12 protein-coding genes, 1 tRNA gene and 1 riboswitch are annotated in these 13,313 nt (G+C 73.5%); of the genes, 10 read left to right on the forward strand and 3 right to left on the reverse strand.

All coding sequences use genetic code 11. From position 1 onward, the window contains the following. Window positions 1–88: 88 nt before the first annotated feature. From ACFYX4_RS26530 to ACFYX4_RS26550, 5 genes are all read left to right on the forward strand, one after another. Window positions 89–553, forward strand: a complete 465-nt coding sequence (locus ACFYX4_RS26530) for a hypothetical protein (RefSeq protein WP_389338232.1) — start codon at window positions 89–91, stop codon at window positions 551–553. A gap of 26 nt (window positions 554–579) precedes the next feature. Beyond that, window positions 580–2,202 carry a hypothetical protein gene (locus tag ACFYX4_RS26535; RefSeq protein ID WP_389338235.1) on the forward strand — a complete coding sequence of 541 codons (1,623 nt, stop codon included), beginning with the start codon at window positions 580–582 and terminating at the stop codon, window positions 2,200–2,202. 76 nt (window positions 2,203–2,278) lie between these two features. Further along, window positions 2,279–3,013, forward strand: a complete 735-nt coding sequence (locus tag ACFYX4_RS26540) for an ATP-binding cassette domain-containing protein (protein ID WP_389338239.1) — start codon at window positions 2,279–2,281, stop codon at window positions 3,011–3,013. After that, entirely contained in the window at window positions 3,010–4,212 is a 1,203-nt protein-coding gene (locus tag ACFYX4_RS26545) for an FtsX-like permease family protein (RefSeq protein ID WP_389338242.1), read from the forward strand. The genes ACFYX4_RS26540 and ACFYX4_RS26545 overlap by 4 nt, the downstream gene beginning before the upstream one ends. 169 nt (window positions 4,213–4,381) lie before the next feature. Next, on the forward strand, window positions 4,382–4,774 hold the full coding sequence (locus ACFYX4_RS26550) for an ASCH domain-containing protein (protein ID WP_389338245.1): 393 nt from the start codon (window positions 4,382–4,384) through the stop codon (window positions 4,772–4,774). A gap of 46 nt (window positions 4,775–4,820) precedes the next feature. Here ACFYX4_RS26550 and ribA read toward each other — a convergent pair whose 3' ends face one another. Further along, window positions 4,821–5,534 carry a GTP cyclohydrolase II gene (gene ribA, locus ACFYX4_RS26555; RefSeq protein WP_389338248.1) on the reverse strand — a complete coding sequence of 238 codons (714 nt, stop codon included), beginning with the start codon at window positions 5,532–5,534 and terminating at the stop codon, window positions 4,821–4,823. Window positions 5,535–5,690: 156 nt separating this feature from the next. Beyond that, window positions 5,691–6,218: a MarR family winged helix-turn-helix transcriptional regulator gene (locus tag ACFYX4_RS26560; protein WP_389338251.1), complete on the reverse strand. Its 528-nt coding sequence runs from the start codon at window positions 6,216–6,218 to the stop codon at window positions 5,691–5,693. Window positions 6,219–6,268: 50 nt separating this feature from the next. Between ACFYX4_RS26560 and ACFYX4_RS26565 the strand changes: the two genes are divergently transcribed. The 5 genes from ACFYX4_RS26565 (at window position 6,269) to ACFYX4_RS26585 (ending at window position 11,687) form a co-directional block, all read left to right on the forward strand. Beyond that, the gene (locus tag ACFYX4_RS26565; protein WP_389338254.1) at window positions 6,269–7,396 is read left to right on the forward strand and encodes a dihydrofolate reductase family protein; all 1,128 of its coding nucleotides are present in this window, start codon (window positions 6,269–6,271) and stop codon (window positions 7,394–7,396) included. Window positions 7,397–7,879: 483 nt separating this feature from the next. Next, window positions 7,880–7,953 (forward strand) — tRNA-Met (locus ACFYX4_RS26570). Between the two features lie 46 nt (window positions 7,954–7,999). After that, window positions 8,000–9,172, forward strand: coding sequence for a PP2C family protein-serine/threonine phosphatase (locus ACFYX4_RS26575; RefSeq protein ID WP_389338257.1), 1,173 nt, complete (start codon window positions 8,000–8,002; stop codon window positions 9,170–9,172). 254 nt (window positions 9,173–9,426) lie between these two features. Next, window positions 9,427–9,585: riboswitch (cyclic di-AMP (ydaO/yuaA leader) on the forward strand. A 7-nt stretch (window positions 9,586–9,592) separates the two neighbouring features. After that, window positions 9,593–10,627 (forward strand): M23 family metallopeptidase, encoded by a 1,035-nt coding sequence (locus tag ACFYX4_RS26580; protein ID WP_389338260.1) that lies wholly within the window; start codon window positions 9,593–9,595, stop codon window positions 10,625–10,627. A 115-nt stretch (window positions 10,628–10,742) separates the two neighbouring features. Beyond that, the gene (locus ACFYX4_RS26585; protein WP_389338263.1) at window positions 10,743–11,687 is read left to right on the forward strand and encodes an aldo/keto reductase; all 945 of its coding nucleotides are present in this window, start codon (window positions 10,743–10,745) and stop codon (window positions 11,685–11,687) included. 47 nt (window positions 11,688–11,734) lie between these two features. On the opposite strand, the gene ACFYX4_RS26590 is transcribed toward ACFYX4_RS26585, so the two are convergent. Beyond that, window positions 11,735–13,288, reverse strand: coding sequence for a PrsW family glutamic-type intramembrane protease (locus ACFYX4_RS26590; RefSeq protein WP_389338266.1), 1,554 nt, complete (start codon window positions 13,286–13,288; stop codon window positions 11,735–11,737). Window positions 13,289–13,313 lie beyond the last annotated feature (25 nt).

Here is a 13,313-nt window from a genome sequence, read left to right on the forward strand (position 1 = left end):
GGCGCATCTTCTGGAATGCGCGGCATGTACTGTTCGGCGCCTGATCCAGGACGTGTGAACACCACGCATGACACGGGGAACCAAGAAAGTGAAGCGAACTCTGCTGACCGCGGGACTCGTCGGCGCGCTGACCATGGGGAACGTCACGCCGACCGTGGCCATCTCCGACTCCGCCTCGACGGCTCTGCCCGGTACGGGCGCCATGATCGAGGTCAATGCCTGGCAGTGCAGCGCCTACGCCGACAAGTGCTCCTTCAAGACGTCCACCAAGACCAAGAAGGGCGGCGTGAAGTACAAGGTCAGCAAGATCACCAACATGGCCACCGTGAAGGCCAACGGCTGGCAGGCCACGCTTGCGCTGAGCCCGAGCGGGACGCAGGTGAGTGAGAACACCCGGCAGGTCAGCTGGACCAACGAGAACACCTGGATCGCCGACATCAACGGCATCGCCGATCCGGGCGGATCGTTGAACACGAGCATCACCACGTGTTCCGACGGCGGCGCCTTCAAATCCGGTGTCAAAGCGTTCGCTTCGGCCTGCGCCAACGACTGAGCGCCGAATTGGAGCGGAGCGGCCCGTTGAAGAGCAGGCTTCAGTCCGGGGCGCCGGGGCGTCGGCATGCGCTCGCCGCCGGGGTGATGGCGGTGGTCGCCGGGGCGCTCGCCGTCTCGATGGCCGGCGGCGGGGACGTCGAGCGGCCCGAACCTCCCGGGAGCGGTCTCGCCGCGCAGCTCGACGCGCTGCGCGGCGCCAACGACCTGGTGCGCGCCGGCCGTGCCGACGTCGGACGGGACCCGGCCCTGTATCCGACCGCGTACGGGAGGCTGGAGGCGGCCCTCGGCGGCGGGCCGGTGCCGACGATCCGTCAGGAGGCGCTGGCGGGGCTCGTCCGGGGCGACATGCTGGACACTCCCGCCTGGCAGGCGCATTACGTGTGTCTCGCGCTGACCGGTTCGGGGCACGGCGGCGCAGGGGGCCGTCCCTCGGCCGACGTGGTCGGCGTGCTGGAGCGGGCGGGGCTCCGGCGCCGGGCCGAGACCGAGGCGCTCGCCTATCTGCGCGCACCCGATCGTGAGGACGACGCCCTGACCTCGCTCGCCACGCGAGCCGCCTTCCTCCGGACGGCGACCTGCCTGGGCGTCGCCGACGACGTGTCCGCCACGACGCTCGACCGCCTCGCGGCCGACACCGCCCGTGCCGACCAGCCCGTGCCGGCGCTCTACGCCGTCGAGGCGTTGCGCGCCGTCGGCGTGGACGCTCGGGCCGCACGGGCGCTCCGGGACGCCGACGCGCCGGACAGGGCCGGCTGCGCGGCCGTCGATCCGATCCAGCGTGCCGCGCTCGCGTTGCTGCGCGGGCGGCTGACGCGGCAGACGCGGGCGTGTCTGCTGCCGGCCCTGCGTGACGGCGACACCCAGACGCGTTGGCTGGCCAGGCGGGCGCTCATGCTGGGCGACGGCCGCACGGCGTCCTCGCTGCCCGCCCCGGTCGGCAGCGTCCGGGCCGACGGTCTCGTCGCCAAGGCTCCGACCCAGCTGGGAACGCTCACCGCCACCTACGAGGCCGCCCGCGCCCTCACCGCCAGCGCCCGGCAGGCGCACGCACCGGACTGGCTGAAGAAGCGGCTGCGGCACCTCGGTTCGGATCCCGCTCTCGAACCCTCGGACCGGCTCCTGCTGGCGATGACGTGCCGTCGGCTGGCCCTGTCCTGCGGTCCGCAGGCCGACAAGGGCGTGAAGGAGGCCGCCGCGCTGGTGGTGCCGGCCCGCCTCACCGAAGCCAACCAGCGTGGCTGGTACGGGGCCATGGCGGCGCGCGCGGAGTTCGGGCTCGGATGTCCGCGCACCTCCGTCGACCTGCCCGCGGAGAAGGGCGCCGCACTGTCCGCCGCCTCGCTGCGCATCGTGGTCGTCCTCGCCGACGCGGGCTGCGCGAGCCAGGCGCAACGGCTCACCGCGGACGCCGACCTCATCGGGCAGGCCCGCAAGGCCTTGCGCGAGGGGGACTTGACGACCGCTTCCGACGCGGTCCAGGCCGCCCTCGCCTCCGACCGCGACGGCGTCCCGCAGGCGTGGTGGGACGAACTCCCCCGCCTGCTCGACCGCTACCGCGACGCGAGGTTCCCCGACCTGTACGCCGCCGCGCCGGGCGAGGCCGCGTCCGCGGAGGCGACCCGGGCCGCGTACTACCTCCTTGCCTGACACCGGCTCCTTGCCTGACGCCGGGTCAGCCGCCGGCCGCGCCCGGCTTCCCCTCCACCGGAAGGACGACCACCCCATGCACGCCGTCTCCCCGCCCCCCGTTCTCGCCGAAGGCCTCGCCTTCCGGTACGGCGGGTCCGGCGGCGGTCTCGTCCACGCCGATCTCCGGCTCGACGCGGGGGTCATGGCCGCCGTCGAAGGGCCGTCGGGGTCGGGGAAGAGCACGCTTCTGGCGCTGCTCGGGTTGATCCTGTCGCCGGACGCGGGGTCGCTGCGCATCGCCGGGACGGACACCGGGCGACTCGCCGTGGCCGAGCGGGATCTGCTGCGGCGGCGGTCCATCGGCATCGTCCTCCAGGATCTCGGACTGCTGGGCTTCCTCAACGCATGGGAGAACGTCGCCGCCGCCTTCGGGCCGCGGCTGGGCCGGCATCGGACGGTGGCCCGGGAGCTGCTCGGGGCGCTGGGGATGGGGGAGTCGGCCGACTCCCCGGTCAGCGAGCTCTCCGGCGGGCAGCGGCAGCGGGTCGCCGTCGCGCGGGCGGCCGTGAAGCAGCCGGCGCTCGTGCTGGCCGACGAGCCGACCTCCGGACTGGACCCCGCGAACGCGGACGCCGTGATGCGGGCCCTGCGTGCCTGCGCCGAGCGGGGTGCCGCCGTGCTCGTCGTCACGCACGCGCGTGCCGTCGCGGAGGCGTGCGATCAGCGGTACGCGCTCGACGCCGGAGTACTGAACGAAGTCGATGCCGGGACCGGTGCCGGGGCAGGCGCCGGCGCACATGAGCAAGCGGGCGAGGAGGCCCTGGGATGAGCCGTTGGTGTCTGTACACGTGGATGCGTGAGCCGCGTTCACTGCGCCGGGGCCTGCCCGCCCTCGCCGTTCTCGCCGCCCTGCTGACCACGTCCGCCGGTGTGGCCGGCGGCGCCGCCGGGGCCGTCGAACGGGACGTGCTGGGCTCGGGCGGGCTGACGCAGATCGAGCTGTCGGCGTTCGAGGGGGACGCGTCGGTACGGCCGTTGACGTCCTCGGCCCTGCGGGCGGCCGAGGACGTGCCCGGGGTGCGAGAAGTCGTCGCCGACTACGTCTCCGTGCTGTACGCCGAGGAGGAGGGCACCTACGACCTGCCCAGTCACACCCTGACGCCGGGCGACGACCTGCCCTTCGTCGAGGGTGCGGCCCCCGCCGGGCGACTCGGGGCGGGAGAGGTCGTGCTGCCCGCCTCCGCGGAGGGGACCGACTTCCGGCCGTTCCTCGGGCGGTCCCTCGCCTTCGGGTACACCAGGGCGACGGGCAGCGCGTCCGGAGGGACGGAGGTGCTGCGGCTGAAGGTCGCCGGGCTGTACGACCCCGGCTGGCAGGCCGACGGGCCGGGGACCGCCTATCTCGCCGAGGAGACGGCGGCGTTCCTGGCGGCCGCGCGGGCCGGGCGGACGCAGGAGGAGTTCCGGGGCCGGGAGGGCGCACGGTCCGCCGTCGTCGTGGTCCGCCACCAGCGGGACGTGGCCCCCGTCGCCGCCGCCTTGCAGCGGGACGGGTTCTCGTCGTCCCCCGTGTCCGACCGGGTACGGCATCTGCCGGGGCTGTTCGGGGCGGCCGACCTCGCGATGCGGGTGGGAGTGCTGGTCCTCGCGGCGGGCGCCGTGGGGCTGGGCGCGGTGCGGGCGGGGGACAGCGCCCGGGGGAGGATCGGGCAGTTCGCCGTGCTGAGGATCCTCGGCTCCGGGCGGGGCGAGCTGCGTCGGATCCTGCTCGGCGAGGCGCTGCTGACGGGCGGAGCGGCCGGGGTGGTCGGTGTGCTCGTCGGTGGCGGGGTCTCACTGGCGCTGGCACGGCCGCTCAGCGATCTGCTCGGGCTGCCCATCACACCCGTCGACGCCCTGCCGGGGCCGGGCTGGGCCGCCGCGGCCCTGCTGCTGCCCGCCCTCGGACTCGCCGTCGGCACCCTGTTCGGCAGCCGGGAGGCGCTGCGACGCGATCCCTACCTGACGGCGCGGGCGCACGCCGTGTAGGTGCGCAAGTGCGCAGGTGCGCGGCGGGCCCCTGACAGCCCGGTGTGCCTCCGATATGCAGTGGTGTGATCATCCGCCCGGCGACCATCATGCTGCCCGGGTGGCCGTGTTCGGCGGCTGCCCCGGTCGGAGACGGCCGGACAGCGGGACGACAGAGGAGACGACGGCGATGTGGCCACGGGTCGGCGGTATGCGGGCGTTGGAGCTCGGCAGTCCGGACGAGATGCGGGTTCGGCTCAACTCGTTGGTGCTGGACGGGCGGAAGAGGGCCACGACCGGGCTGCTCGCGGAGTACGTGGAGGAGACGGAGGGGCTCGAGTACGTCGGTGAGCGGCTCGCCCTTCTCGACGTCGATGGGCGTCCCGTCGCGACCCTCGAGGTCACCGGAGTCGAACGGACCACCTTCGCCGAGGTGACCTGGGAGCACGCGGCGGCCGAGGGGGAGGGCGACGCCGATCTGGAGGAGTGGCGGGCCGGCCATCGCGGGTTCTGGAGCTCCGAGGGCGCACCGGTGGAGGACGGCACGCCCGTGGTGTGCGTCGCGTTCCGGGTGGTGGAGTAGCGCCCGGGAGGGATCGGTCCACGCTCAGCCCGTGCTCGGCCGGTGTTCAGCCCACCCCGAGCTCCGTGCGCTCCGTTCGTTCCGAGAGGCTCGCCAGCGGCAGTGTGTGCTGTGTCTGGAGGACCTTCGCCCGCAAGTAGCGCACGTTGTGCGGGGTGGTGAAGACGCCCGTCGGCACGCGGTCGCGGACGTCGATTCCCAGCGTCCGCAACTGGTCTGCTTTGTCAGGGTTGTTGGAGAGCAGGTCCAGCCCGGAGATGCCCAGGGCGCGCAGCATCTGGGCGGCGGCCGTGTAGTCCCGGTCGTCCTCCGGCAGGCCCAGGGCGGCGTTCGCCTCGTAGGTGTCCAGGCCCTGGTCCTGGAGGGCGTACGCGTCGAGTTTGTTGTAGAGGCCGATGCCGCGGCCCTCCTGGCGCAGGTAGAGCAGGACGCCGCCGCGGTCGGCTATGCGTTCGACCGCCTCGCGCAGCTGCGGGCCGCAGTCGCAGCGGGCCGAGCCGAAGACGTCGCCCGTCAGGCACTCGGAGTGCAGCCGGACCAGGGGGACGGGGCCGGGGTCGCCGAGGACGACGGCCACGTGCTCCTGGCCGTCCACCAGGCCGTGGAACGTGACCAGTTCGGCGTCGACGGAGTAGCCGTCGCCGAAGCGCAGCGGCACCCGGACGCGGGCGCGCACAGTCGCGGCAGGGGTGACAGCAGGCGTGACAGCAGGGGTGACAGCTGGGACGGCGGCAGGGGTGGCGGCAAGGGTGTCGGGCATACGGGGCCTCCCGGTCCGGGCGCGGATCGCGTCTACCTGTTTCAGATTTGAAGCAGATCTACGGAGCGAGACCCTACCTCATGCTTGAAATTTGAAGCAATGGGCGCCGAATGGTCGGACGGGCGAACGGGCGCTCGATAGGCGCTCAGCCGTCGCTCACTCGTTGCCCGAGCACGGTGACGACCGCCGGCGCCACGGCAGGTCGTCCGGCGCGCTCCCGCCGCTGCCGTCGTCGCCCTGGAGCCCCCGCGCGACCTGCGTGAAGATCTCCTCCAGCTGTCCCACCTGCTCGGGGGTGAGCCGGTCGAACAGGAAGGCGCGGACAGTGTCGACGTGGCCGGGCGCCGCGTTCTCCAGCACCGTCATGCCCTCGTCGGTCAGGACCGCGACGCTTCCGCGCCGGTCCCAGCGGCAGTCCTCGCGCCGCAGCAGCCCGTCCTTCTCCAGACGGGTGACCGCGTACGTCAGCCTGCTGCGGGTGATCTTCAGCCGCTCGGCGAGTTCGGTCATCCGCAGTCGGCGTTCCGGAGACTCGGAGAGGTTCGCGAGGATGGAGTAGTAGAGATGAGGCATGCCGGCCTCCTGCTGGAGCTGCCGGTCGATCGCGTCCTCCAGGAGGAGGTAGCCGGCGACGTACGCGCGCCAGGCGCGTTGCTCCTCGGGGGTGAGCCAGCGGGTCGTCATGCCACCAGTGTAAGTTTGTTTCAAACTTGAACCAAGGGAGAGGTCGCGCGATGCCGTACCCGTACGTCCTGCTGTCCGCCGCCGTCTCCCTCGACGGCTACCTGGACGACACCGGCCCCGAGCGCCTGCTGCTCTCCAGCCCCGCCGACTTCGACCGCGTCGACGAGGTGCGCGCCTCGGTCGACGCCATCCTCGTCGGCGCCGGCACCATCCGCGCCGACAACCCCCGGCTCCTGGTCAACTCCCCGGACCGCAGGGCCGCCCGGACGGCGGCGGGCCGGCCGGAGTACCCGCTCAAGGTCACGGTCAGCGGCTCCGGCGAGCTCGACCCGGCGGCGAACTTCTGGCACACGGGCGGCGAGAAGGTCGTCTACACGACCGACGAGGGCGCCGGGCGCGCCCGCTCGCTCGGCCTCGCCGCCGACGTCGTCCCGCTCGGTCCCGGCCTCGACTGGCGGCGACTTCTCGAACATCTGCACGACGTCCGGGGTGTGCGACGCCTCATGGTCGAGGGCGGCGGGACCGTCCACACCCAGCTCCTCCAGGCGGGCCTCGCCGACGAACTCCAGCTCGTGCTGGCCCCCCTCTTCGTGGGCGACGCCGACGCGCCCCGGCTCTTCGGCCCGGGCGGCTACCAGGGCGGACGGCTGCGCCTGGTCGAGACCCGGCGCATCGAGGACGTCGTCCTCACCCGCTACGAGCCCACCGCGCCCGGCGCCGGGCCGGTCCCCGTCGCCGCCGACCGGCACTGGCTGGCCCTCGCCTGCGAGCTGGCGGCCGACTGCCCGCCGTCGCGCACCGCGTTCAGCGTCGGCGCGGTGGTGGTGGCCGCCGACGGGACGGAGCTGGCGCGCGGCCACTCGCGGGAGGCCGACGACCCGGTCGTCCACGCCGAGGAGGCCGCCCTCGCGAAGATCGACCCCGCCGACCCCCGCCTCGCCGCGGCCACCGTGTACAGCAGCCTGGAGCCCTGCGCCCGCCGCTCCTCCCGTCCGACCCCCTGCGCCGGGCTCATCCTCGACGCGGGCGTCCGGCGCGTGGTGACGGCCTGGCGGGAGCCGGACACCTTCGTCAGCGACGCCGACGGCAGCGGCCGACTCGCCTCCGCGGGCGTGGAGGTCCTGGTACTCCCCGAGTACGAGGAGCGCGCCAAGACCCCGAACAGCCACCTGCTGTGAAGGTGACGAGGGCGGCGAGGGTGGTGGGGGCCGCGGGTCGACGGGGCCGGCGAGGCCTGTGGGAGTGGTGGGGCGGCGAGGGCGGCGGGGGACGGCGGAGCGCGAGAGCAGTGGGGGCGGTGGGGCGTCGGGGCCCAGCGTGGCGGGCGGAGCGCGAGGGTGGTGGGGGCCGGGGGGTCGACGGGGCCTGGCGAGGCCGGTGGGGCGGCGAGGGTGGCGAGGGTGGCGAGGGCGGTGGGGGCCGCGGGTCGACGGGGCCCGGCGAGGCCGGTGGGGCCGGGAGCGCGAGAGCAGTGGGGGCGGTGGGGCGTCGGGGCCCAGCGTGGCGGGCGGAGCGCGAGGGCAGCGAGGGCCGTGGGGCGCCGGGGCCCGGCGAGGCCGGTGGGGACCGCGGGGCGTGGGGCTGCGCGGGCCTGGAATCGGGCGTGGAAGCGACCGTGGTTCGTAGGGCCCCGCGAATGGCGTACACTGGAATCACAACGACGCGGGGTGGAGCAGCTCGGTAGCTCGCTGGGCTCATAACCCAGAGGTCGCAGGTTCAAATCCTGTCCCCGCTACTGAAGGCCGAGGGCCGGAATCCTGAATCCAGGGTTCCGGCCCTCGGTGCGTGCACGGCCGGACCCGGTCGGCCCACACCCGCTCGCCCTCCGCCCCGGTTCCGGCAACCCTGGTGACGTGGACGAGGAGGGGCAGACCCGCGAGGAACGGCGCTTGTCGGCCGTCCGCACCCTGCTCCGCGTCCTGCCCGCCCTGCTGATCGCCGGCGGGATCCTCTACGACATCTGCACCCCGCGCCATTTCACGGCGGTCCCCTTCTTCACGGCCGCGCCGCTGGTCGCCGCGCCCCTGTACTCCCTGGCCGGCACCGTCGTCACCGGCGTCCTCTCGCTCGTCGCCACCTACGCGGTGCACGCGCGGTTCGGCCTGGGGCCGGACGCCGACACCGTGACCGAGGTGGCGACCGTCGCCACGGTCACCGTGCTCGCCGCCGTCCTCAACCGGGTCGTGTGGCGCGGCTCCGAGCGGCTGGCCTCCGCGCGCGAGATCGCCGAGGCCGCCCAGCGCGCGGTGCTCCCCGAGCCCGCCGAGCGGATCGGCGGCTTCAGGATCGCCGCGCGGTACGAGGCGGCCCAGGCGGACGCCTTCATCGGCGGCGACCTGTACGCGGTGCAGGACAGCCCGCACGGCATCCGGCTGGTCGTAGGGGATGTAAGGGGCAAGGGGATGGGGGCCGTCGCCGCCGTCGCCGTCGTCATCGGGGCCTTCCGGGAGGCCGCCGAGCAGGAGGTCACCCTGGAGGCGGTCGCGGAGCGCCTGGAGCGGGCGCTCACCCGGGAGAGCGCCCGGCGGGAGAGCCTGGAGACCCTGGAGGGGTTCGCCACGGCCGTCCTCGCCGAGATTCCGCACGGCGACGGCGTGGTCCGCCTCCTCAACCGCGGCCACCCCCCGCCGCTGCTGATCGCCGCCGACGGCGCCGTCCGCGCGCTGCCCGCCCGGGAGGCCGCGCTGCCGCTCGGCATGGGCGACCTGGGCGCCTGGCCCGTCCGCGCGCAGCAGACCGCCTACCCCGGCGGGTCCACCCTGCTGCTCTACACCGACGGCCTCTCCGAGGCCCGCGACGCCGACGGCCGCTTCTACGACCCCGAGGAGCGGCTCGCCGGCCGCGCCTACCCCGACCCCGCCGCGCTGCTCGCCGCCCTCGCCGACGACGTACGCCGGCACACCCGGGGCGGGACGACGGACGACATGGCGCTGCTCGCCGTACGGCATCCTTGATCAATGTCACGTCGGGTGATCGGGCGAGTGCCCTGCGCATGACATCTGACGCTTCGTCACCTGCCGTGGTGGGCTCAGGGGTGGCCCGTAGGGGATGGAGGTGTGGTCAACTCGCCCGTTTTTCACCGGTCATGGGGCGAAAGTCCAGGCCAGAAATGTTGTTGATCAAGAGGAACAGCTTGGAAACATGCCCCCGAGTCTATTAACGTTCGATAACGCAGCGCGGTCGTCCCAGCCGTCACAAGAGTCGGCTCCGTGCGCACGCGCCGAATCCCGCAAGGGAACCGGGGAACCACCAACTTGGGGTGAATCGCGCCGAGCCGCCGTGTGACAACGGCCGGTATACGCGCGTAGGAGACCTTCCCGCTCCGAACCCGTCAGCTAACCCGGTAGGCGACGGAAGGAAAGGAGTGCGCCCGCGTGGCGTCCAACCGCCCTGCCGCGGAAGCCCCCTCCGCGCCCAGCCAGACCTTCGGGTACGGCAGCTACCGCACCGACGAGGGCCCCTGGGAGGAATGGAATCCCACCGCGGAGACCGTTCGCCCGGTTCGCGGTCGGCACCGTGTCGCCAAGCAGCGCGGCGGACTCGCCCGCAGCTCCACCGTTCTCGGCGTCGGCGTCATAGCCGCTGTCGGCGGCGCGGGCATGGCCAGCGCCAACACCGGCAAGCCGCCGGTCTCCATCTCCATGCCGGACCTCCCCTCAGTGGGTTCCCTCATCTCGGACGAGGACACCCCCAAGGAGAGCGCGCCGGCCCTCGCGAGCTTCGGCAGCGTCGCCGCCGACCCGGTCGCCGCGCAGGAGACCGTCGCCGAGAGCGCCGCCGACGCCGGTGAGGTGCTCCGCAGCCGGATCATGGCGCAGGCCGAGTCGCAGCAGACCCAGATCGAGGCCAAGGCCCAGGCCGCCGCCGCGGCGGCAGCCGCCAAGGCCGAGGCCGACGCCGCCGCCAAGGCCAAGCAGGAGGCGGAGGCCAAGGCCGAGGCCGCGAAGAAGAAGGCGGCCGAGGAGGCCGCGAAGAAGGCCGAGGCCGAGCGCCTGGCCAAGCTCGCCGGTCAGTACACGCTGCCGACCTCCTCGTACACCATCACCTCGTCGTTCGGTCAGGCCGGCGCCTACTGGTCCTCCGGGTACCACACCGGTCTCGACTTCGCGGCCCCCACCGGCACCCTGATCAAGGCCGTGCACGGCGGCACCATCACCTCGGCCGGCTGGGACGGGTCGTACGGGTACAAGACCGTGCTCACCCTCGACGACGGCACCGAGATCTGGTACGCCCACCAGTCCTCCATCAGCGTCAACGTCGGCCAGAAGGTCACCACCGGCGAGGTCATCGGCCGCGTCGGCGCCACCGGCAACGTCACCGGCGCCCACCTCCACCTGGAGGTCCACACGGGCGGCGGCGCGGGCATCGACCCGGGCGCCTGGCTGCGCGACAAGGGCCTCAACGTCTGAGCCCCTGAGAGACCTCCGGGCCCCTGGGACCCGGGCCCCTGAGATCTCCCGGATTTACCAACCCTTGGCCGGAGGCGCGGAATGAGCGCCTCCGGCCGATGCGTTGACGAGAAGCATGACTTCTCCGCGCAAGCTCGGTTCCTCCGACCTCGAGGTCTTCCCGCTGGCCCTCGGCGGCAACGTCTTCGGCTGGACCGCCGACGAGGCGGCCACCTTCGCCGTCCTGGACGCCTACACGGCCGCGGGCGGCAACTTCGTCGACACCGCCGACTCCTACTCGGCCTGGATCGAGGGCAACAGCGGCGGTGAGTCCGAGACGCTCATCGGCAAGTGGCTCAAGGCGCGCGGCAACCGCGACGACGTCGTCGTCGCGACGAAGGTCAGCCAGCACCCCGACTACCAGGGACTGACCGCCGCCAACATCAAGGCCGCCGCCGACGCCTCCCTGCGCCGCCTCGGCACCGATCGCATCGACCTCTACTACACCCACTTCGACAAGCCCGAGGTGCCCGTCGAGGAGATCGTCGGCGCGCTCGACGAGCTGGTGAAGGCGGGCAAGGTGCGGCAGATCGCCGCCTCCAACATCTCGCCGGAACGCCTGCGCGCCTCGCTGGAGTTCTCCGACCGCGAGGGGCTCGCCCGGTACGTCGCCCTCCAGCCGCACTACAACCTCGTCTCCCGCGACACCTACGAGGGCGCGCTCCAGGACGCCGCCGCCGACGCCGGTCTCGCCGCCGTCCCCTACTTCGCGCTCGCGTCCGGCTTCCTCACCGGCAAGTACCGGCCCGGAGCGACCGTCGAGAGCGCGCGGGCCGAGGGCGCCGCCAAGCACCTTCAGACCGAGCGGGGGCAGCGGGTGCTGGTGGCCCTGGACGAGATCGCCCGCGCGCACGACGCCGAGGTCGCCACGGTGGCCCTGGCCTGGCTCGCCGCCCAGCCGACGGTGGCCGCCCCGATCGCCTCCGCGCGGACGGTGGAGCAGCTGCCGGCCCTGCTGGCGGTGGCGGACCTGGAACTGACGCCGACGGAGGTCGCACGGCTGACGGAGGCGTCGGCGTAGGACGCGTCGGCGTAGGACGCGACCGGGTGGGGGCGTCCCTCGTCCCCCTACGACCCGTAGGGGGTGTGTCCCGGGTAGGCCGGATGCCCTGAGTGCTGCCCCGACGCGTGCGGCGATTGCGGGGATTGCGGGGAGTGCGTGGGGTGGGTGGGGTGCGCGGTGTACCCGGGCTGCCCGGTGTATCCGGGCTGCACCCCGAATTCGGGCCGGCCCGCGTATCCGGGGCCGGGGTGCGGCTGCCCCGAGTACCCCGGGTACCCAGGGGTGGGATACCCCGCGGGACCGCCCCACCCGGAGTGCGGGTACGGCCCCGCCGCCGGGTGCCCGTACGCCCCGTGGACCGGCCACGGCGGCGCCGCCACCGGTACCGGAGGGGCCGTCATCCGGGCCGCGTGGTCCAGGGCGGGCCGGGCCACGTCCTTGCGCCGCCACAGCTCGTTCAGCAACTCCCCTTCCCGGGCGACGAAGTCGGAGCCGGCCCGGCCGAGCCGCCCCCGGTGCCGCAGGAACGCCAGCGACGTCGCGTAGGCCTCGTACTGCGCGACCGTCCGCGCGGCCGGCCTGCCGAGGTGCTGCCGGGCGTACTTGCGGGCGATGAGCCGCGCCCGCATCGAGCCGAGCGCGTACGGCTCGGCCGGGGTGAGCCAGCCGGCCGCCGCATACGCGGGCAGCTCCTCGCGGACCGTGCCCAGCTCGCGCTGCCGCGTCCACACCACCAGCCAGGTCAGCACGCCGAACGCGGGCACCATGAACGCCCCGTACACCGCGAAGAACCCCCACTCGCCGAGGACCGACGAGCCGTTCCAGAAGGCGTGCATGCCCATCGCGAGCAGCAGCCCGGACAGCGGGAGCAGGACGCGCCGCACGTGCTGGCGCTCCCCGGAGAGCGCCGCGACGCCGAAGCCGATGCCGGTGAGGACGGTGAACAGGGGGTGCGCGAACGGCGACATGATGATGCGTACGAAGAAGGTCGCCGCGGTCACGGAGGCGATGCCGCTGTCGCCGCTGAGCTGGTCGGTGCCGAACGCGGTGCCGAGATAGAGGATGTTCTCGGTGAACGCGAAGCCGGTCGCGGTGATGCCGGCGACGACCACGCCGTCGACGATCCCGGTGAAGTCCCGCCTGCGGAAGAGGAAGACGAGGAGCACGGCGGCAGCCTTGGCGGTCTCCTCGACGACGGGGGCTATCACCGTCGCGCCGAGGGTGTCCGCGCTGGACGGGTCGGCGGTCGCCGTGGCGATCCACCGGGTCGCGAAGCTGTTGGCGACGATCGCTATCAGCGCCGCCGCGCACGCCCCCCACGCGAACGCGAAGATCAGGTTCCGCCAGGGTCCGGGCTCGACCCGGTCCAGCCAGCGGAACGCGGCTATGAGCAGCGGCACGGGCAGGACGGCGAGCCCGAGGCCGACCAGGAAGCCCTCCGTGCCGGTCTGTTCGCGGACGAGGGCCAGGATGACCAGTCCGGACAGCGCCAGCAAAGTGATCAGCGCGCCGTAGCGGACCCACTTGTGCTGCCACCAGTGCGCGTGCCGCAGCACACCGCCCTCGGCTGTCGTGCCGGGGTGCGGCGGGTACGGCGGAAACGGCGGACTGATGGCCACGGCATCGACCCTAACGAGCGAGAGG

The organism is Streptomyces sp. NPDC002328, from assembly GCF_042890065.1.
Taxonomy (GTDB): domain Bacteria; phylum Actinomycetota; class Actinomycetes; order Streptomycetales; family Streptomycetaceae; genus Streptomyces.